General features: G+C 41.3%; 23 protein-coding genes. All 23 read right to left on the reverse strand.

Going from position 1 to position 21,076, the window contains the following annotated elements; all coding sequences use genetic code 11:
• Positions 1–105 precede the first annotated feature (105 nt).
• The 23 genes from BUC10_RS10535 to BUC10_RS10645 all read right to left on the reverse strand — a co-directional run bounded on the left by BUC10_RS10535 (position 106) and on the right by BUC10_RS10645 (position 20,968).
• A complete protein-coding gene (locus BUC10_RS10535) occupies positions 106–1,002 on the reverse strand; it encodes a glycosyltransferase family 2 protein (protein ID WP_073179304.1) in 897 nt (298 codons plus the stop codon).
• Positions 1,003–1,012: 10 nt separating this feature from the next.
• Positions 1,013–2,488 (reverse strand): O-antigen ligase family protein, encoded by a 1,476-nt coding sequence (locus BUC10_RS10540; RefSeq protein ID WP_073179306.1) that lies wholly within the window; start codon positions 2,486–2,488, stop codon positions 1,013–1,015.
• Positions 2,488–3,831, reverse strand: a complete 1,344-nt coding sequence (locus BUC10_RS10545) for an oligosaccharide flippase family protein (protein ID WP_073179309.1) — start codon at positions 3,829–3,831, stop codon at positions 2,488–2,490. The genes BUC10_RS10540 and BUC10_RS10545 overlap by 1 nt, the downstream gene beginning before the upstream one ends.
• Positions 3,831–6,017 (reverse strand): GumC family protein, encoded by a 2,187-nt coding sequence (locus BUC10_RS10550; protein ID WP_131819066.1) that lies wholly within the window; start codon positions 6,015–6,017, stop codon positions 3,831–3,833. Before BUC10_RS10550 ends, BUC10_RS10545 begins: the two co-directional genes overlap by 1 nt.
• Before the next feature lie 47 nt (positions 6,018–6,064).
• Positions 6,065–6,805, reverse strand: a complete 741-nt coding sequence (locus BUC10_RS10555) for a TolC family protein (RefSeq protein ID WP_073179313.1) — start codon at positions 6,803–6,805, stop codon at positions 6,065–6,067.
• Entirely contained in the window at positions 6,805–7,998 is a 1,194-nt protein-coding gene (locus tag BUC10_RS10560; RefSeq protein WP_073179315.1) for a sugar transferase, read from the reverse strand. The genes BUC10_RS10555 and BUC10_RS10560 overlap by 1 nt, the downstream gene beginning before the upstream one ends.
• A gap of 8 nt (positions 7,999–8,006) precedes the next feature.
• Positions 8,007–8,372: a response regulator transcription factor gene (locus BUC10_RS10565; protein WP_073179318.1), complete on the reverse strand. Its 366-nt coding sequence runs from the start codon at positions 8,370–8,372 to the stop codon at positions 8,007–8,009.
• A 243-nt stretch (positions 8,373–8,615) separates the two neighbouring features.
• A complete protein-coding gene (locus BUC10_RS10570; RefSeq protein WP_073179320.1) occupies positions 8,616–9,461 on the reverse strand; it encodes a glycosyltransferase family 2 protein in 846 nt (281 codons plus the stop codon).
• 20 nt (positions 9,462–9,481) lie between these two features.
• The gene (locus BUC10_RS10575; RefSeq protein ID WP_073179322.1) at positions 9,482–9,784 is read right to left on the reverse strand and encodes an STAS domain-containing protein; all 303 of its coding nucleotides are present in this window, start codon (positions 9,782–9,784) and stop codon (positions 9,482–9,484) included.
• 105 nt (positions 9,785–9,889) lie between these two features.
• Entirely contained in the window at positions 9,890–10,600 is a 711-nt protein-coding gene (locus BUC10_RS10580; protein ID WP_073179324.1) for a LytR/AlgR family response regulator transcription factor, read from the reverse strand.
• 1 nt (position 10,601) lies between these two features.
• The gene (locus BUC10_RS10585) at positions 10,602–10,925 is read right to left on the reverse strand and encodes an Hpt domain-containing protein (protein ID WP_073179327.1); all 324 of its coding nucleotides are present in this window, start codon (positions 10,923–10,925) and stop codon (positions 10,602–10,604) included.
• The gene (locus BUC10_RS10590; RefSeq protein ID WP_073179329.1) at positions 10,918–11,973 is read right to left on the reverse strand and encodes a sensor histidine kinase; all 1,056 of its coding nucleotides are present in this window, start codon (positions 11,971–11,973) and stop codon (positions 10,918–10,920) included. The genes BUC10_RS10585 and BUC10_RS10590 overlap by 8 nt, the downstream gene beginning before the upstream one ends.
• Positions 11,974–13,101, reverse strand: coding sequence for an FIST signal transduction protein (locus tag BUC10_RS10595; protein ID WP_073179332.1), 1,128 nt, complete (start codon positions 13,099–13,101; stop codon positions 11,974–11,976). It abuts the gene before it with no gap.
• Positions 13,098–15,479: a PAS domain-containing sensor histidine kinase gene (locus BUC10_RS10600; protein ID WP_073180085.1), complete on the reverse strand. Its 2,382-nt coding sequence runs from the start codon at positions 15,477–15,479 to the stop codon at positions 13,098–13,100. The genes BUC10_RS10595 and BUC10_RS10600 overlap by 4 nt, the downstream gene beginning before the upstream one ends.
• Positions 15,472–16,014 carry a heme NO-binding domain-containing protein gene (locus tag BUC10_RS10605; RefSeq protein WP_073179334.1) on the reverse strand — a complete coding sequence of 181 codons (543 nt, stop codon included), beginning with the start codon at positions 16,012–16,014 and terminating at the stop codon, positions 15,472–15,474. The genes BUC10_RS10600 and BUC10_RS10605 overlap by 8 nt, the downstream gene beginning before the upstream one ends.
• A gap of 78 nt (positions 16,015–16,092) precedes the next feature.
• Complete coding sequence (locus BUC10_RS10610; RefSeq protein WP_073179337.1) at positions 16,093–16,491, reverse strand: response regulator; 399 nt, start codon at positions 16,489–16,491, stop codon at positions 16,093–16,095.
• 126 nt (positions 16,492–16,617) lie between these two features.
• On the reverse strand, positions 16,618–16,977 hold the full coding sequence (locus BUC10_RS10615; RefSeq protein ID WP_073179339.1) for an MmcQ/YjbR family DNA-binding protein: 360 nt from the start codon (positions 16,975–16,977) through the stop codon (positions 16,618–16,620).
• Positions 16,974–17,375 (reverse strand): Dabb family protein, encoded by a 402-nt coding sequence (locus tag BUC10_RS10620; protein ID WP_073179342.1) that lies wholly within the window; start codon positions 17,373–17,375, stop codon positions 16,974–16,976. The genes BUC10_RS10615 and BUC10_RS10620 overlap by 4 nt, the downstream gene beginning before the upstream one ends.
• Positions 17,376–17,378: 3 nt before the next feature.
• Complete coding sequence (locus tag BUC10_RS10625) at positions 17,379–18,002, reverse strand: DUF4230 domain-containing protein (RefSeq protein WP_073179344.1); 624 nt, start codon at positions 18,000–18,002, stop codon at positions 17,379–17,381.
• 28 nt (positions 18,003–18,030) lie between these two features.
• Positions 18,031–18,780, reverse strand: coding sequence for a cyclase family protein (locus BUC10_RS10630; protein WP_073179346.1), 750 nt, complete (start codon positions 18,778–18,780; stop codon positions 18,031–18,033).
• A complete protein-coding gene (gene hemW, locus BUC10_RS10635) occupies positions 18,777–19,913 on the reverse strand; it encodes a radical SAM family heme chaperone HemW (protein WP_073179348.1) in 1,137 nt (378 codons plus the stop codon). The genes BUC10_RS10630 and hemW overlap by 4 nt, the downstream gene beginning before the upstream one ends.
• Before the next feature lie 22 nt (positions 19,914–19,935).
• Positions 19,936–20,490: a crossover junction endodeoxyribonuclease RuvC gene (gene ruvC / locus BUC10_RS10640; RefSeq protein WP_073179351.1), complete on the reverse strand. Its 555-nt coding sequence runs from the start codon at positions 20,488–20,490 to the stop codon at positions 19,936–19,938.
• Positions 20,491–20,494: 4 nt separating this feature from the next.
• On the reverse strand, positions 20,495–20,968 hold the full coding sequence (locus BUC10_RS10645) for a hypothetical protein (RefSeq protein ID WP_073179353.1): 474 nt from the start codon (positions 20,966–20,968) through the stop codon (positions 20,495–20,497).
• Positions 20,969–21,076 lie beyond the last annotated feature (108 nt).

The raw sequence follows: 21,076 nt of genomic DNA on the forward strand, positions 1-21,076 counted from the left end.
AATATTATCCTACATTTTAATTAAGAAAAGTATTTGTTGTGAAGCTAGTGATTCGTGTTGTAAATGGATGACAAGTATATATCTAGAAGCTTTAAAACCAGCAGCTCACAGTTGTTTAGCAGTTGTTCCATGGGTCAGGTTCCAACTCACGGCGTTCCAAAACGCCTTCAAATGTCCAAACTTGCGTTTTACTAGGAATGTAAGAACATTTTTTGGAATAGAAACCAATCCTTGGAACAGCATGCTCACAAATAACGGAAAGGGTTTGAAATTCCTTCGTGCGAACAAAATTCTATTTCTGGAAATATAGTAGGTCTTCAACGGACTGAACTTTCCTGTAGAAACCGATTCCTTATGAAGGATATATGACTTGGGTTGGTAGTAAATCTTATAGCCGGCCCGTTTTACCATTTCGGCCCAATCGTGTTCTTCATAATATAGAAAATAGATTTCCGTCATAGTTCCCACTTTTTCCACAATTCTTTTAGGAACCATCATGGCAGCACCATGAATGGATTGTGTTTCCCCAGGTTGATCAAAAGTCCCATCATCCTTTTGATGGTATCCTATGCTATTGTTGCGAATAGTCCAGTGACTCATTGGGGTATATCCCGCGTATTGAATGAGTGATGGGTCCCAATGAAATTTAATTTTTGGACTCACCATTCCAATAGTTTCATCATCTTCCAGGGTTTCCACTAAAGGTTCGATAAAATTTTCCGGTACAATGGTATCATTGTTTATGAACAACAAATAATCCCCATTGGCTTGCTTTACACCCAAATTGTTCCCTCCGGCAAAACCAAGGTTTTCTTTACTCTTGATCAGGTTCACTTCTGGGAATTGTTCCTTAATTACATCCGGATTGTCTTCGGGCGAAGCATTATCCACAACGACTACCTCATAGTTCGGATAAGAAAGTCCACGAATAGATCGCAACAAATCCAAGGTTACCCCGGACTCGTTGTAGTTGATGGTTATAATAGATACCAATGGTTTCATAGGTTGATTTTTACACAGCCGTTCCCAACTGCAATTGAACTTCTTTTTCTTCTCGGATTTTCTCATCCAGCCTTGGGGCAATGAACATAAATACCATGCCCGTATACATTAAAATGCAGGTAGGGAACTGTCCGAAAACACCATTCCCATAGGAAGCCAACATAATCCCGGCCATCCCACAGACCAAGGCTGTAATCTGTCCCTTTAACCAATCGTCCCGTATTTTGAACATGCAGTTGTAGGCTCCTGTAATAAGGATAAAGAATAAAATAAATAGGTGTAGGTACAGCCCTACGATGCCCGTATCCGCCCACACCGCTACAAACCAGCTATCTGTTGCCGTATTGGCCAAAAAAGTATTTGGTGAAAACCGTTTGCCCCAGTTGCCTGTAGATCCAATACCCCCGCCCAATGGACGCGTAGCCAAATATCCCCTCAGTTTTTCCTGATTTATTTTACGCATCTGCAAGGATGCATCATTTGGGTCGAAGGCCGTTCGCATTCGTCTGATCTGATCATTGTCGTTCCCAATGGTAGTGTACTTGAAAAACACAAATACCCCAATCCCCACAAGAACTCCAAGAACAATACTGGGAATATGCTTGCGCACTAAGATGAACATCACACCACCCATGGCAGGTACCGCAATGGCGCCACGTGTACCTGAAATCATCATCCCCAAAAGTCCGGCCATGGCCACTATCCCACAAAAAATTTGGAACCTTCGGTCCTTGGCGAACAGCGCCAGAACTCCGAAAACCACACCTGTATGCCCTTGTGAAGCACCGAATTGGCCCGCATCAGAATAAAAAGAGAATATACGCAACTTGCCAAACAGGATATGTGTGACATCCCCACCGGCATCCAACCATGCCTGTTCGTAACTATCGACACCAAAAATCAATTGTTGCATGCCCTTCATGGTCGCCAAAACTGAAAGCGTACCCCAAATCAAAAAGAACAGGTGTAAATCCTTTCGCTTGTTGAACAACAAAAAAACCAATGGCACAAACAGCCACTGATATAGCGCCAAGCCTCGCATGGCATAAAACCAAGCTGCCACACTTACTGCTTCCGGGTTGACAATCTGCAGCACTGCATAGCCAAACCAAATCGTCACCAAAAGTGTCAGTTGCGAATTGGCCCTTACCCAAGGTACTTTTATCCTAAAAGCTTTGAAAAATAGGGCTAAATACATCAGTACCATGAGGCCATCCATTAGAAGGCCCCAGGTCATTGGAATATACCTGCCAATTCCCAATACGAAGAAGTTAAAAATCAGTATGGTAATGACCCCAATCCTAGGGTTTACAAACAAAGCTCCCAAATAGATAATGGCAAATGGAATTACCATCACTCCAATACCAGCCACTAAGCCTTTTGTTGCTGTTAGATGTGCCGTAGTCAACACCACAGATAACAAAATGAGAATAGGCAATGGTTTTCTCAACAGGTCGGAACCATGTGTAGTTTCGAAAGTACTCATCAGCCCAAATGTGTTTTAAGGTTTTTGATGAAATGCATGCTTTCCGAAACAATGTGCCTTCCCTTTACCTGAATTTCCTTTTTTAGATAATGGAATCCAAGGAAAATACCCATGAGAGTGAACATAACCGTTCCAATGGCCACTGCCACCAAGCTTTTGAATACAAAAACTGCCAAAAGATTCAATATGATATTGGCAAAAGTCATTACCAACACCTTATACAGATTTAGTTTAGGCCTATTAATACTATCCAATAAAACACCAGTAAAGCGGTCCAACGGCAATAACATAATATATACCGTGAATACCCTAAAAATAAGTGTCAACAAAGGAAGTGAGTCCAAATATTCGTTCCCTCCCAGAAAAAGCACCAGATACTCTGCAAACACGAAACTCCCCAAGGCCACAGGGAAAAACAAAAGCGTAATGATGCCCACGTAGGAATAAAAAATCTTCTTGGTTCCGAGCAAATCACCCTCCAAGGCTTTTTTGGACATTCTTGGGTAGGCCGTCATAGCGAAGCTATGCAGTGGTATACCCAAAAGGTCCGTCAGTTTTAACGGAATAGCGTACATGGCAATACCCGCAGATCCCAAAAAAGGACTCATCCCAATAATAAAAGTATCCGAGCTTTTCAGCAGGCTGGAACTAATCAGGGTTCCCATTGAATATTTACCGAAGTTGACCAATTCCTTTTCCATCTTCCGTTGGGCATATTTCAAATAAAATAGCCCGTCCCAGCTTTTTACCGTACACCAAATGCTGGAAACGGCATTCACAGCTACATTCATCCAAATAATTTCTATAATTCCAAGCTTTAACCACCATTGGTTAAGCAACAGAAAAACACAGAACAGGCCCACATTGGAAATGCGCACCACCATCATTCGTCTAAAATTCTGCTCGGCCTGAAAAAGGGACATGGCATTGTTCCAACTTAAATTGGACAGGGCCAAAAAGGGGTAATAGAACAAAAACAGACGATATCCATTGTTGATTTGGATACCATAGAATTCCAATAGTCCGAAGATAAGCCAGCAAAGGAAGGTCAAGATTAATAGGAGAATCAAGTTGATTCTAAATGAGGCACCCAGAATGCTTTTTTGCAATGTACTATCCGCTCCTGACAACTGTCTGACCGATGAAGTCCTTGTTAAGCCAAAACGAAGAAGGTCAACAAAGGTGGCCAACGTGATAAAGAGCACCCATTCACCAAAAAGCTCCTTGTCCAACTGTCTCGTGAGGAGCATAAAACTAACCAATCCCATAAAGGCTACGCTTACATTGGCCATAAGCGAGGACAGATTTTTTTCCTTACCGATATGTTTCAGCTTACCCCACATTACATTACTGTTTTCTTGGTGAAGAATCTAAATTGAACCACCTTTTTGATCCAACTCCGGATCAAAGATCTTTTCTTGGGTAAGTCGCCGACAACGGTCTCCATTTCCAGCACTTTTACTCCATTTAAAATGATGGTCGGTTCAGGTCCCGTGGTCGCCTCATTGAACAAAGTCAGCGCATTTACATCAGCCTCGCCCCAGGCACGATTTGCCCTGGTAACCAAAAAGGTATAATCCATGGTAGAGGCCAACTTTACCGGGAAAGGGTTTTTTATGATACTTGGAATCTCAAGAACGACAAAGTCAAACTTGTTGAAGTCGGAAATGGTCCCATCCGTATCAAATTCTTGGATGTTCGAAATCTTGTACAGCTGATCACTAATTGGGTACAAAATCTTCTGGTAACAATCTCCAAGTAAACCCAAATTCTCTTCATCATAGGTTACGTGGAGGATGTTGTAATCCAACTCACAAAGCTTCGCAATCAAATTTTTGCATATAAATGTCTTGCCCTCATTTTCTTGGGTGGAAAACAACATGTTCACCACAGGTACATGCTCTTTTTCCTTTTTGAACTGGTTCAATATGATGTTCCTGGAAATGGCATTGACCGCCTTATTCTGCAAATAATCATAATCAATCTTGTTCTTTTTACTGCTGATGACTGGAAAAATGGAGGAAACCTTCAGTTCTATCTTGTCCTCAGCTCTTTTGGCCGTGTTAATGTTCCCGTCCAAAAGTTCCAGGATCAAGATGGTTGCAGCCACCAAAATAAAGCCCACCATTCCCGCAACGATCACTAGGAGCATTCGCTTACTGGGTTTGGGGCTAATGGGGAAGAAAGGAACTTCCGTTAGCTTAATATTTGATTTTAGCTCTACGTTCTGCTGCCTTAATTTAGCAAGACCCAAACTATGTAACAGGCTTAAATACTCCCGTTCTGCAATATCTATCTTTCGCTCCAAGCGTTTCATTGTGGCTCCCAAGGGCGAGAATTCCTGGTATAACTCTTCAAACTCCTCGCGCTTTTTCTCCATCACTTTTAGCTGGGCACCATACCCTTCATATTCAATGGTATTTTGCAGCCAATCCGACAATACACTTGTAGATGCAATGCTTTTAGTACTATAGTCCGTAGTGTACAAGGTGTCAATATGCGCTGCAAGTTTTCCCTCCAAGGCTTCTATACGTCGCATCTTTTCTGCCACTTCCTTGGCATCATTCTCCCTTTGCACCGAGTCTTTTTCAAAGCCCAAGGTTTTCATAGAAACCTCAAAATTTAACTTAGACAGCTCTTTTCTGACCTCCATGATGTTTTGACTTGAAAGTCTTTTTCGGTCGTGGGTCTCCAACTTGGATTCCAAAACCGAAAGGACGGCCTTAGAGGCATGGTACTTTCGCTGAACTTCAAAATATTTAATTTCAAACTCCTCCTTTTCTGCCGCAATGTGTTTCGTCTGCTCGTAGTAGTTGATGATGTTATTGGTCCGGTTGAAATCCAAAAGTTCGTCTTCCGCACCGCGTAATTGATCCGTGGATTTGTTCAGTTGTCCTTGAAAATACTTGACCACGGCATCTGACTGATTCACCTTTATATCAGCATTGAGCTGGACAAACACCTCGCACAAAATCAACAAGGTGTTTTGGCATATACCCGGGTCTTCCGATTCAAACTCGATATCCACAAAATCACTATTGGAGATACGCCGCAAACCCACTCTACCCAGTATCTTTTCGATACTATAATCCGGATGGTCAAGGTTCAGTAATTGATAGATGTAGTTGGTATGATTGGATTCCTTAAGCTTGACGAAGTTATCATACGTCTTTTCGGCATCTCCCTTTACAACCAATTCCTTGACCTCTTCTGGGACGGCCTCCATCAAGTTCCTGAACTTTTCACGGGAAATGATCTTGATATCGGCACTGTCCAATACCATATGTTGTGTGAACAGTTTTAGACCCACAATTTCTATAGTGGTCCTGGCCTTGATAAGGTTCAATAGGTTATCATAGGCCGTGTTGGTAGCCCGGAAATCGATCTTGGTATTTTCAAGTTCTATATTGGAGCCTGTGGCTATTCCTGTGTATACCCTAGCTTTGGAATTGAAGATTTTGGGTTCATCCCTGGTGAGATAAAACACCATGGAAGCCAATATAATCGGCATGACTATAAGCAAGCCCATATGCCTTAGTAAAAGGCGTACAAAAAAAAGGAGGTTAAACTTCATTCCTAAATATTCAATTCTGCCCCAATGATGTTTTCCAAGGCCATCACTGAAGAAATAAATTCGGACCGCTGGAGTTCAAAACCCATGGTCGCTTGGTTCATCATTTGCTGCAAACGCGTATACTCTGTTATATTGATTACCCCATTGGCAAAGTCTTTTTCCGCTCTTATGGACTGTACCCTAAAATTGTCCACTATAGATCCGGAAATAAAAAAAAGCCGGTGCGATTTAAGCAGATCGTTATAGAGTTCGGCTACTTTTTGTTCCAATTCAACCTCGGCTACCTGAGTCTCATACCTAGCCTTCTCGGCCTCTCCCTTTGCGCTCAAAATTCTTGCCCTTCGGTTTACAATGGCCGACAGGGGCAATCGCAGGGAAACCCCTACGGTATATCTACTTTGCTCCGTAGAAAAAAGTGTTTGACTTTGGGGGTCACCGGCAATCTGCGCATTACTTAGGTTGTCAAAAATGCCGTAGTTATAGCCGGCTTCAAGGTTAATGTATTGCAGCCAAGCTCTTTGCTCAGCGGATACCACACCATCCCTATATTGTTGTTCTGAGACCGTGACCTTAATAAAGGGCGAATAGTCTTTCGCCATGGCTACCAAAGTGTCCAATGGCGGCAGTTTTTTGGCAATATCGTTGTCCTTTAAGCTTTTTTCAATAAAGTCATTGATGGACTGTCCAAAGGACAGATGGCAAAACAGCACCAAGAGTAAAAAAACGAGCTGACTTTTTTTCATTATACGTTCTCTTTCTGGAACACTGCTTTGAAGGTTCTAAGCACAATCCACATATCTATAAGAAATGCGTATTTGCTATTTGCATATTTTACGTATTTGATATCAAGGCTTTTACGTTCTTCAGGAGACATCTTGGAACTTCTTCCCCTGGCCTCTACCTGCCAAAGTCCCGTAATTCCCGCAGGGCCATTGAATCTATCCGTCCATTCATCAGTGGTCAGTACTTCCGCTTCATAAAGTGGCAGTGGCCTATTTCCAACTATCGACATATCTCCCTTTAATACATTGATCAATTGGGGCAGTTCATCAATGCTTAGTTTTCTAATGATTTTTCCCACTTTGGTAATCCTGGGGTCATTATCAAATTTTACAAAGGCACTTTTTGCACTTTCTTTACGCTTGATATTATGTTGTAACTCATCCACTTCCGTATCATCACCTATTAGCACAGTGCCGGCAGCTGTTTTTGTTTGGTCCTCTTGGTCATCCAGAGATTCCTCTTCATCCTCATGTACATATTGGTTCAAATGCTCAAATTCTTTGAGTCGCTTATCAGCATCCGGGTACATGGATCTCAGTTTGTAGAAATCGAAAATCTTGTAGCCAGTGCCCACTCTTTTCGAGATGTAGTATACCTTACCCTTGGATTCTAAACGGATAGCAAGAATGAAAAGCAATAGAAATGGTGAAGCACACAAGAGTGCCAAACTGGCCACGGCAATATCGAACGATCGCTTCCAAAATCCTATTTTATATTCGCCATCATCACCGCTTGAGGGTGAGATTTTTTCTTTTTGCAAGTTGGCCTTCAACTCCTTGAGAAACCTTACCCGATCCAGAATATTAGTGGTGGACAAAGGCTGAACGTAGAAATCGTCAATCCCATTTTTCACGGCTTCGGACAGGTCATTCTTATCCCGGTTTTTGGCGACCAGGATAAATGGGATTGCATGCTTGTTTGCAAAACGTTCGCGTAATGTTCTATGGAATTCAATCCCGGTCTGTCCAGGAATTTGCTTTTCACATAGAATGGCATCCACTTCAGGGTTTTCTTCCAACCATCTGATTGCCAAAACGGCATTTTTGGCGATGTGAAAATCCACTTTTTGGGGATGGTCCATAAATTGATCCACCACGGTTTGATCCATGCCTATATATAATAGGCAAACCTTCTTGTCCGAAACTACTTCCATGATACTTACTATGCTCTGATGAGTAATTTTTCTACGCGAATCAACAGTTCTTCAGGATTAAAAGGCTTCACCAGATAATCATCCGCCCCTAATTTCAGACATTGGATTCGGTCAGAACTGCTATCCCTGCAACTCAAAACAATAATGGGAATGTTGGAGAAATATCCACTTTCCTTGATTTTCTGGATCAGTTCAAAACCGTCCATATTTGGCATCTCCAAGTCCGTAATTACCAAATCGGGGATATTACCTTCCTGCATCCAGGCCAAAGCGGCCAAACCATCTTCCATGGTAGTAACTGTGTAGGATTGCCCTAAAAACTGTGAAACCAGCTCGCTCAGGGATTGTTTGTCGTCAACAACTAAAATTTTCATAAGATCGATTTTTAATTTGTAGTACTAAACACAATTGCAAAGTAGGATTAATATTACTTTTGAATAATTCTATGTTGTAAAACCGAGGTAGCATGTTGTAAGCACTGTTATATCGGAGGTCAGGTCTTTGTTCCACTTATCGATGAACAACATCGGTGTTTTTTAAAAGTGCTTGAAGGTGGTTAGGATAGATTCCTATGAAAGGAATTCCGCCCCTCTTTGTGGAGCAGGAAAAATTGGAATTTATTTGGTTGTTTGGTCTATTTCCAGCTCCTGAAATGTCCTCTCCAATGGTTTTTTGGAAGGAAGGAATCTTTCGTTGCAGAATGGAAATGGTTTACCTGGTTCCCGCTTTGGCGGAAGTGCAGTGTATACATCCACATTTATGTATTTTGACCTACCCATATTGTGCAAATGCATGGCGAGCATGCCATCATCACAGCCGGAAACTATCCGTAAATCGGTTTCATAGCCAATTGGAGTGAGTACTTCCCTACGCATTGCCATACACACTGCCCTTATATGCTTGATCTTGTTGGTAAAACCTCTTGAAAACTTCCATCTGAAATAAGCCACTTTCAGCCGATTTCGAAAATGCATTTTGGTAGAAAGTTGAAAATCCTCTTCATAACTCTGGGAAACGGAATAGCAAAGCACCAAATCCTTATCCATAAAAAAAGGAAGAGCCATTTTATCAATGTAATAAGGGTCGTAGATAGAATCGGGATCCATAGTACATATAATTTGCCCCTTGGCTTCTTCCAATCCTTTTTGACGGGCATAGGTAATCCCCTGGCGAGGTTCACTCACCACGTTGGCACCCAACTGCTCCAAAATCGATAGGGTTTCTTTATCCGCATTGTTTTCCACAAAAATGATTTCGTAGGGGATTATGGTTTTTAGATTTGTCAAGCCCATAATATGCGCTATCAAAGTGTCTTTTGCCTTAAATACCGGTGTTACCAAGCTAACAACTGGCTTTTTAACCTCAGCGAGCAGCTCAAAATAGGTTGTTAACCTCTTAAAGTCATAATCGTTTAAAGTTTGAGGAGTGGCCTTAAAATATGATTGGTAGTCGGTAATTGTCATCTGCTGGATTTTTAGAGGGATTAAATCCTATCCGGGCTTAAAATGTAGTTGGTCTTAGTGGTTTTTAGAATTTCCATTAGTGTATCGTTCTGCCTCCCAATTAAAGAAACCACCTTGTTGTTTTCGGCAGAACTACGATATAATTTTTCAAAAAAATGAGCAGCGGAAGTATCCATTTGGGTGACTTTTTCCAAACTTATAACAATGTTGTCCTCTTGTTCCAGCACGGCATTGAAATAGGAATTCAAAGCTCCCAATTGTTGTGTTGATACTTTTCCCAAGATTTCGAAGATTCCTCGGTTTTCACGTATTTCCAATGACATATGCTAAAAGATTTAATGGTTATTCGCTTGTTTCCTTAACATTTTCAAAAGTGTCTAACTATCTAACGTAAAAGAAACCTATTATTGTAGTATTTTTCTTTCTTTTTAAAGCAGGTTTAGTCGTTGCATTAATTCTGGGCGGTTGGAACGACTTATGGGTATTACGCTTCGCTCTATTAAAACACTATTATCCTGGATATCCACGATTTGTGCAAAATTGATGATGTACGAGCGATGTATCTGTAAAAACCTTGACTCTGGCAGTTTTTCCTTGATTTTTTTTAAGGTGGAATGAACCCGATACCTTTCTTTTTTGGTCTGTATCTCTATATAGTCCCCTTTGGCCTCAATCAATTGGATATCCCCAAATTTAAGTTTGATGAGTCTTCTATCAATATTAATATAAAGATCTTCATCCTCTCCTGGCCCCATTTGATGATCGTCATCAGAACTGTTAATGGCCCGAAACGCGTTGCGCAGCTTTATTGCGCATTTCTGAAAACGCTCTGGGGAGATGGGTTTTACCAAATAGTCTACTATGAATTCATAGCCATAGGCCTCAATAGCAAACTCCTTATCGGATGTGGTCAACACTATTTTGGGTGGATTACTTACAGTTTCTATGAAGTCCACCCCAGTTAATTTGGGCATGTGGATATCCAAGAAGATGAGATCAACCTGGTTATGCTTTAAAAATTTTAACGCTTCAAGGGCATTGGGGAATTCCGACACTACCTCCATTTCAGGGATAGTGCGACACAACTCCAGCACAATGGCCCTTGCACTCGCTTCGTCATCAACAATAATACACCTCACTTTACGCTATTTTTAAAATAAACTCCTCTACCGCCGCCAAAATCTCCTGAAATTCTTCTCTGAGATTGGTATTGCCATATTTAAGGTCTTCCTCATATTTTATGGCCAATTTGTATCCTCCCGTAAGGCCCAAAATACCCAACTTATGTTTGATCTTGTGAACGATTTTGGCAGATTCCTCCAAATCGTTGGATTCCAAAAAATCCAAATAATCATTCATTTCCTTGGGAAACTCCGTCTGGATAATGTTTAGGAATTTTTTCTCGAATTCCTCATTTCCTCCGGAAATTTCCTTTATATAATCAAGGTTGGGTATTTCAGCCATCTTGTATGTTTTTAATGGTAAAAAAGAAGGTAGTTCCCCTATCTTCTTCAGAGGACAACCATATATCCCCTTTATAATAGTTTACAATTTTCTTCACCAAAGCCAGTCCAATTCCAGTTGCGCCAGCACTGTTCTCCAACTTCTTGAACATTCCAAAAATTCCGGTCTGAAGGTGTTTTGGTATGCCCTTGCCGTTGTCCGTGATGCTAAATAGCCATCCGTCCTTTTCCTCTTTTACATCAATCATGATACAACCATCTTCCTTATGCTCCGTAGCGGTTATGGCATTGGTAATAAGATTCTTGAACAATTGTTCTATGCGATACTTTCCAGTATATATTTTTGGTAGGTTCTTACTTCTTTTAATGGTGATATTATCGGGGACAAAAATGGTCCGTTCAATCTCATCGATCATAAGGTTCAGATCCACCACTACGGCATTTTCCTGTATGGAATCTATGGTGGAGTGCCTAAGGATACCATCGATCAGGCTATCCATTTTGGCCAGGTTCTGAAAAATGAGTTGCACGTTTTCCTGACTTTCGGCTTTAAAGGCTTTTTTCGCATCGTCAAAAACCCAACTTACTAGAGAATGTACATTTCGGATGGGCGATTTTAGATCGTGCGAAACCATATGTGCGTAATTGTTCAAGGACTCGTTTTGCTGCTCCAAGTTTCTCAAGAGCATGTCCTTTTCCGCGGTCATTTTCACCAATTTGTGCGCCTGTTTCTCAATATCTTCAACCAACTGTTGCGGATTAAAGTCCAACCCATTGATACGATCACTGGTCTTGTCCTGCATTGAGGCCACAGCCTTGCTTAGTGACTCCAACACCTTACGCTGACTTTCCGTTTCCCGGTTGAGTCTTTGGTTGGCCAAATACAATTCCTCCAAGCCTAAAGACGATGCTCTTTGGGTCATTTTCAACTTTTCATCAAAGTCTGAATACGACCTGTCCACCGCATCAAAGAAAGCTTCCAATTCTGGATGCTCTGCCCAATCTTTGGCCAAGAGTTTTCTTATTTGTCTTTTAAGCAGGGAATGCATTTATTCACTCAATAAGGTTAATGTCATGGTTTGGTTGTGCAATTGGCACTCGTTCTTTCCGGCAAAAGGTGCCATTTCCCCATAAGAATAAAAGCCTGCTATGCTGGCTTGCTCTCCAATTACTTCGGCTACCTCTTCTATTTCATCCTCGGTGCGTTGGTCCAATACCAATTTTCTTCCCACACAACTGACCAAAATGGCAAGCTCGGGTTTTTTCTTTCTACCGCGCATGGCCAGTTCCGCAGCGCTCGAGGCTCCTTCCGCAATGTCATCCGTGGTTGACATCATTAATTGTACCTTAGAATGCATGGGAACATCCCCGGCCAAAATCATTGAATTTTCTTTTTCGTCAATATTCAAAATGGTCCGTACCAAGGGTTCAGAGCTTTCCGTTTGCTGCACGGTAAGTGGATAGAGCAATGCAGCCTGGGGGAGTTCATTTGCTTTTTCACCCAGATATTTTTTGTAGAGATCCAATGCCGGTTTACCATCAATCTCGAACAGTACATTCCCCTCGGATCGGGTAATGGTACGTTCTGGGCCGAAAGGGGTCCAACCTCCAAAATTTGCATAGCTCACTTCCAATTCTTCCCCGTAGAAACCAATGGCCACGACCTCGCCCTGTTTGGGATTTTCGTTGTATGAGGTCAATGTCTTCTCAAAACGAGCACCATCGCCACACAGTCCACCCGTTATGGATGCGCTAAATCCTTCTACAGATTCCAGTCCTTCTATGAGGCCACTTCCGTTGACAAAACTTCCGTCCGATACGATAAAAAGATGATTGAGTTCCTCCATCCTGAATTGGTTGGAAATGGAAGCTCCCATTTTTCCGATATCCACATAATCCTTAATGTTTTCGCTAATGATGGAAAACTTCGTATGCTCAAATTCTATAGCGGTTAAGGTGATACTTTCCTCGTAAACATTGGTTTCCATAATTTCACCGGAAGTAGACCCAAAAACAAGATGTCCATCGGGATATAAATCCCGGATTTCCTGGAATAAGTTTTCAGATTCCAATAAAAACCTATCCCCAAATATCAATACCAAGGGTTCTTTTAAGGGTTGATCCTGTATAAATTCCCATGTTCCGCCTTTTAAGCGTTTCGCCTGATTTAATTTCATTTTTCCTTGTTTTTAGGTTGTTTCTGTAATGTGAAGTAAAAGGTGGTTCCTTTTCCAATCTCGCTTTCCAGCCAGACTTTTCCATTATATCTATCGATGATTTTTTTTACGATAGAGAGCCCAATCCCGGTAGAACGCTCCTTGTTCCCAATGGACTGGAAAATTTGAAAGATCTTTTCGTGGTACTCTTCTGGAATTCCCACTCCATTATCCTTGACACTGAACTCCCAATGTGTAGTATCTTCTTTGTAATCAATCTCAACAAGTCCATCCTCTTTTTCAATGTTTACCACTGCATTGCTCAAAAAGTTCTGGAACAATTGATGGATTTTTGTTTTATCGGCCTGAATAGTCGGCAGTTTCTTTTTAGCCTTTATTTCTACATTTTCAGGAATGTAGATAATCTCACTAATGTCTTTTATTACCTCGTTTACATCCACTTGGGTATCATCAAGAACATCACTGTTTACGGTGGAATACTTCAAAATTCCAGTTATCAGTTTATCCATGCCCTCAATTTTCTCTTGCATCATCTTAAGATTGTACCTGCCATTTTCGTCAAGGGTATCCTTGTAGTCGTCATAAAGCCATGTAGCCAAAGCACTTACACTTCTAAGTGGGGACTTTAGATCGTGCGAAACGATATGTGCATACTCTTGTAACCCTTTATTACTTGCTTCCAGTTCCCGAAGTAGGTTTTCTTTCTGCAGTTCCAGGCTTTTTTGGTCCGTTATGTCCAGGTGAACCCCGATTGAGCCAATGATGTTTCCGGCATCATCGTACCTTGGAGCCCCACTTACCAACCAAAACCTTTTCTCTCCGTTGGCAACTTTAACGGCCACTTCATAGGAATCTGAAATTCCTTCCCTTTTCTTTTTGGTCTGAAGTTTCAGTTCATCCCCTTCGCTGGATATGATTGGCATGGCTTCATACAGGTTCCGGCCTATCAATTCATCGATGGTGTACCCGATCATATCACTAAAACTCTGGTTCACCATGAGAATATTCCCATCAATATCCACCTCTACCAAGCCCAGATTCATATTGGCGATGATACTACTATACTTTTCCTTCTGGATTTCAAGATTTCTTCTATAATTCTTTCGGAGGGTTACGTCGTTATAACTCCATAAATGACCTTGGTACACACTGTTGTTGAAAAGCGGAATGTAGTCGCGCTCAAAAGTTCGGCCGTCCACCAATTCCATTTCATCTGCTGTGACAACTTCTTTTTTCTTCACAACATGACCGATTCGGTTCAGTGCGGTATCCGGCTCCAAGAACATTTTCTTGTATTTATGAATCGATTTTTCACTGTCCACTCCTTTAAGAACATCCGGTGAAACCGGAATTCCAAAAAGGTCGCAGAACTTTTGGTTCGCCAAGACAATCTTGCGGTCCTGATCTTCCAACAGGATTCCCGTCTGAAGGTTTTTGATTAGGGTGGCCATCCTTTCTTCGGATGCTTTAATTTTCTCCTCCGCTATTTTTTTTCGGGTAATGTCCTCTATCATCGCAACACTATATTCTATGTTTCCGTCGGCATCCACTACCGAGCTCATTGAAGTTTTCCCATATAAGGTTTCCCCATTCTTTTTATAAAACTTTCGAACAATGGAAAATTTCTTGGTATCATCCTCAATACTCTTTCGCAATAAATCTTCATAAAGGTTGCTGTCCTCAAGGGAGGAAACATCATTGATGGTCAGTTTTTTAAGCTCAACCTCGGAATAGCCCAAAAGATCCACAAAGGACTTATTGGCCTTGATAATTTTGTCGTTTACAATCAATAGGATACCTAAAGACGAATTTTCAACAATGATGTCCTGCTGCTTTTTTTGATCCTCCAAGAGTTTTCTAATTTCTACTTCTTGGGTAATGTCCCTTATAACACCCTGAGCAGCTATCGGTTGACCTGTTTCATTATAAATAAGACTGGCATTGATGTTGACATACTTCTCCTCGCCATTCTTGGTAATTATTTTTGCCGAGTAGTTTTTTAGAATGCCCACTTGAAGTAAGGTTTGGAACGATTCTGCGGTGTATTCGATGTAATCCGGGTGCACCAAATTGGACAACTGAAGTTCCTCCTTGGTATGATCATATCCTAAAAACTCCTTTGCAGAAACGTTCATATTGATGACGTTGGTCATCATATCCATGACCACATAGGGGTCAATAATATTTACGAATGCGCTGTCTATCCTACTTCCTTTTTTGTTTAATATGGATTCCAACTTACCGTTGGCTTCCTTTAAATGAAGGGAAGCGTCGTAAAGCTCTTTGGCTTTGTTTTCCAAAAGTGTTTCAGCACTTTTTCTGGCCCTCTTTTCCCTGGCCAATGCGCGTTTTAATATGGTGATTTCGTTACTATCCATTTTGGACAATGGCAAACTTGACCTCGGTGCCGTTTTCCTCTAAAAGTTTATAATCTACTTGAACCGTTTTCCCAAAGTGCTCAAATGTTTTTTCGATAAGGCCATGTGCCAAGGCATAAAGACCACGGGACGATTGATAAATCATCTCCAAAGAGTTTTCCGTTTTAGAAAGAATTTTGAATTGGGGGAGTTCTGCATCCGGATAGAGTTTTCTAACATGAACATGGATATGATCCTCAATACAGGTAAGTAACCCAATGGGATTTTTATAACTTGTCACCACTTCAGGGTGTGCAGATACCAGACCATTAAAAAGGTAATGCCCAAAAGAATACAACAGTTTTTCATGGGCAATTCCGGTTACCTTTCCCAATTCGGTCAGCAAGGTCACCATCTCATTGAAGTCGTATGTGCCAACAGAGGTGTAGGCACCTCCGGAGGGAAGTTTACAATTTTCAATAAGGGCATCCACGGTCTCCAATCCATAAGAGGATTCGACCATTTCCAAAAACTCGGTAAATACAATTCCTTTCACAATACAGAATATTATGATTTAAAAGTAGGAATTGTACTACCTTATATAAAAAAGAATGTTGTGAAAACGTGAATTTTGTTAGCGTTTGATCAATTCGCTGATTTCCCAATATTCAAAAACCTTTTGAAGTTTGGATTCGTAATCCTCATATTTTAAAGGCTTTATGATATATCCAGCGATACCGATCTCAAAACATTTTAGAAGATCTACCCGATTTTCGGATGTGGTCAAAATGATTGTTGGCAAATATTTTAACCGTTCATCAGCCTTAAGCACTTGAAGAAATTCTATTCCGCTCATTCGAGGCATGTTAAGGTCCAACAAGATGATATCGGGCAAGCTCCCATCCTTCAAAATTTCCAAAGCTTCTTCTCCATTTTTAGCCTCAGTAATCTGATGTTTGGTTTGAAACTTGGAAATCGCACGTTGCAATTTCATGGTCTCTATCATATCGTCCTCTATGAACAGCACATTCATGATCTTTCAGTTTAAGGTTCAAATGTCTAAAATACTAATCAGAAAAAGACTACAAAATGGTTAAACCTAAAAAAACTATCGACGAACTGTAGATTACTATCGGTGAACCTATTCCGGTTTTTTGGACTATTCCATTCCAGACAAGGCCTCTTTCAGCTTTTTTGTAAGGCCGGAAACCACCAGTTCATAGGAATGCTCCAACAGCTCCACAATCAGCTTTGGTGGAAGGTTATCCAACAACAAGGTGTTCCAATGCTTTTTGCTCATATGATATCCTTGGATAATATCCCCATCATATTCTTCCCTAAGTCCAATGGCCTTTTCCGGGTCACATTTTAAATTACATTGTGGCGGTTTGCGTTCCAGTGCAATAAGGGCAAACATTTTGCCCATTACCTTAAACACCAATGTACTTTCATCAAAAGGAAATTCCTCTGTCACACCTTTTTTGGAGATACAAAGTTCCCTAAGTTGCTCTACATTCATTCCGCTATTCCAAAAGAATCATAGACGATAACCTTTTCCCAAAGATGCTTACATTCCTCTATAAAGGTAAGATGCGCTTGTTCCTTTTGGTAGCCTTCTTGTGCTTCCGCCGATTCAAAGGTGACTATAAGGGAATAGGTGAACGAACCGTCCACAACATCCCTAGTGGCCACAGGCGGCTTACCGATAAAGTTGGTTTTCGCAAATTGGGAATGTTGCAGAAACTTCTTAAGCGAAGCTTCAAACAATGCCCTATCGGATGTATTGTCAGGATCTTTAAACCAGAAATATACGGTATGGGCAAAAGCAGGATCAAAATTTTTCATGCTGTCTTTGGTTTGTGCAAAGGTGCTGGTCGTTACGCCAACAATAAAAAGGGTTAGTATAAGGTTTCTCATGGCTTACGCTTCTATGGATCTTTTTTCTGAACTGGAAATTTCAAGTGCGGAATAATCCAAGGTCCAGCCTATGGTCTCCACAATCTTCTCTACCAAAAGTACGGCTTGCAATGCTTCTTTCCTAGCGGTATCCATTAATCCACTATCTGGTATCTTTTGCCTGACATGGTCCTTAGCCTCTTGGTTAAGGTTGGTCAAATCGTCTGGTGAAAAGCTGTTGAACAAACCGTTTTTAATATCATAAAACTGAAGGTCCGGTTCTATGGAAAGCACTTCAGGTTCTGGAAAATTACCAAGGATGATGGTTTTCTTTTCCTCATCTGCCTTGAGGTTCAGTTTGGAGAGATCATATCCAATGTGCGCTTTTGCCTTTACAATGATCAACGCCTTTTTTTTACTGCTCAACAAGCTAAAAAAGCCTTCCTTGGTATTCTCGTAGTTATAGATTTCAGCAAAATCGCCTTCAACAGACACCAATTTGCAGACGCTCTTGATCTTATCCAAAAGCACGGTGGATTGTTGCTTGGTAACATCCTTACTTTTCTTTTTCCTAAAAAAAGAAAACAGCCAATACATTAAAATGGCACCCAGTACAAGACCTAACAAAGTATCCAGAAGATTGTCCATACCTAAATATATAAAGTTTCAGAAAACATCAATCAAGTGGTTTGTATAGTACGGGTCTACTTGGACTGGCATCATTTTCAAATGGGGCTACCTGTAAATTCAGAAAATAGCAGCCGTCCTCCACTGTATTCGGCACATAAATAAATTCGGTAATGGTGGCACTCTTTCTCGGTTGGCCATCCACGTCCCAAAATGCTTTATGGGACAAAAGTTTCCCATCGTCCTTTTCCCGATCTACGGAGGGAAGATCAATCAACAAATGGTTGATTCCTTTGTCCACCAAATATTTTGTAGCTTCCTGTAACAGATATGGCGGGTTGGTATTGGAATAGTCCACCGAACGCTTAGTTTCCAGATTGGGTATGGTGCGAATTACCAAAGCATCCCTCTTTTTATTTCCCAATGCATATCGCAATTGCTTATCCGAGATTACAAAATCGTCTCCCTGCTTTTCCGGGGCCACAGTAATCACTTCAGTCAGAAAAAAATATGTATTCAGGTTTTGGTTGATGGAATTAAAGGCTTTGGTAATATGACCCAGGCATTCTGTGTGCGTCACATGCGAGTGGGGGTTGAAGAAGACATCATTAAAGTTGACCGGGGCACCTTCAGATACTTTTCCAATAAACCCATCTTCTTGGTGGGGTTTGATTTCTGGCGAATCCAAATACCAAGCGTTGATATTGGACGCCCCCCCTTTCAAAGGTATAGAAATATCCAAGGGCTGGGTAAGGTCTATTCTGAACGTTTTTGAATTGAACTTAATGGTGGCGATCATGATTCCAAGTTAATCATAAAAAGGTCGGAGGCAATTCCGTCCACCAAAAACTTTCCTTTTTTAGTTGCCACCCAGTTCTCTGTTTCAAGTTGCAGATGACCCGAGTCCAAATATTTCTGCGCATGCTGTCTGAAATATTCCAAGTACATAGGTCCAAAGTCGGACGCAATCTTGTTTTCGGAAACACCCCAAACTGTTCGAAGTCCGGTCATCACATATTCGTTGTATTGATCTTTAACCGATAGGGTTTCCTTTTCCATGGGCAATTCACCATGCTCCAGGGACTTTATATATAAGGTATTGTTGGCAACGTTCCACCCCCTGATCTTTCCGTCAAATGAATGGGCTGAAGGTCCAATACCCAGATAGGTTTTACCTTTCCAATACGAAGTATTGTTTCTTGAAAAATAGCCTGGTTTGCCAAAGTTGGAGATTTCATAATTAATGTACCCTCTGTTTTCAAGTTGCTCCAACAGCATATAAAACTGGCGTTGTGCCTGTTCATCGTCCACATCATCCATAATGCCTTTGTCTATAAATTTTTTTAGCGCGGTCTTGGGTTCAACGGTAAGGGCATAGCTGGAAACATGCGGAAGGTCATAGGACAGCGCAGTCTCAATATTTTCCAACCAACGCTTGTCAATCATCCCCGGAATTCCATAGATGAGATCGATGGAAATATTGTCAAAATGGGATTTGGCCTCTTCGATACAACTTCGGGCTTCCGCTGCGTCATGCGCTCTGTTCATCAATTTCAGGTCCTCTTCAAAAAAAGATTGAACGCCAATGCTCAAGCGATTTATTGGACTTTTGGATAGTTGCGCTACCCGATTCCCGGATAAATCATCGGGATTCGCTTCAAGGGTGATTTCTGGCTGCTCGGTGCATTGATAGTTGTCATAGATGGTTTCAATCAGCGCGTTAATTTCATCGGTTTCCAAGACTGATGGAGTACCTCCTCCAAAATAAATGGTATCTACCATTTCCCCTCCCAATTCGTTTTTGCGGAGCTCCAATTCTTTTTTTAACGCTCCCAACATAGGGACTTTCTTTTTCAGTTGGGTGGAAAAGTGGAAATCACAATAATGACAGGCCTGTTTACAAAACGGGATGTGGATATATATTCCTGACATTACAATTAATAATTATGAATTTTTAATTATTAATTTTTTTGGGGTTCTGCTTCACAAAGGCCTCCCATCCAGTGTAGCTCTTTCCCACTTCCACTCGACCTTCATTATAAAAATGACAAACGGCGGCGGCCAGTCCATCCGTACTGTCCAAGTTTTTTGGAAGGGTCTTAAGGTTGAGCAAACCCTGAAGCATTTTGGCCACCTGCTCTTTGCTCGCATTTCCATTCCCCGTTATAGCCATTTTAATTTTCTTGGGCATATATTCCGTAATCGGAATTTGACGTGATAGTCCGGCCGCCATGGCCACCCCTTGCGCCCTGCCCAACTTGAGCATAGACTGTACATTTTTTCCGAAAAAGGGCGCCTCAATTGCAATCTCATCTGGGTGGTAGGTGTCTATGAGTTCCAAAGTGCGCTCAAAAATTAGCTTTAGTTTGGTATAGGGATCATCATATTTACGTAGCAGCAATTCATTCATCTGGATAAAATGCATGCGCTTGTTCACCACTTTGATGATTCCAAATCCCATCACCGTGGTACCCGGGTCTATTCCTAAGATAATTTTTTCTGAAGCCAAGTCCTTACTGGGTATTTAAAACGATAGGGATTCTAAAACGTAGGCTAACCGGAATTCCCCGTTTTAAGGCTGGGGCTACCGTTAGGTCCTTTAAAGTGTTGGATATTTGGGTATTGAAATCCCCAATCTCGTTCAGCACATTCTGCTTTTCCTCAATATCGACTATGGAAATAAAGCCATGCTCGTCCACAACTAAGTCAATAAATATGGTATCCTCCAAATCTTGTTGCACCTCAAATCGCAAGCTGTCCAAAGCCTTGGATGCAATTTTCAGTATTTCGGTCTGAAAACATTCTCTTTGTATTTCCTTGCTGACGGTCTCATCACAGGCCTCAAAAAGCGGGTACTGATCTACATCGTTCCAATCAATGGCCAACAGTTCTTCATTGACCAATTGCTTGGTCTTGTCCTCTTTGGACATAAAAAGTTCACAGGAGGCGAGCAAAGCCAAAAAGAATAACGTCAAAAATTTCCGCATACAGCCCCAAGAATTTCGCTGAAATTACGATTTTTTGAGGAGTTTGGCTTTCTAGAAATTTTACAATCTGAGCTCTTCGCGCTGTAACATTTAGCCCCTATATTTGTC

Origin of the sequence: Flagellimonas flava, assembly GCF_900129665.1 — a bacterium.
In the GTDB taxonomy this organism is placed as follows: Bacteria; Bacteroidota; Bacteroidia; order Flavobacteriales; family Flavobacteriaceae; genus Flagellimonas; species Flagellimonas flava.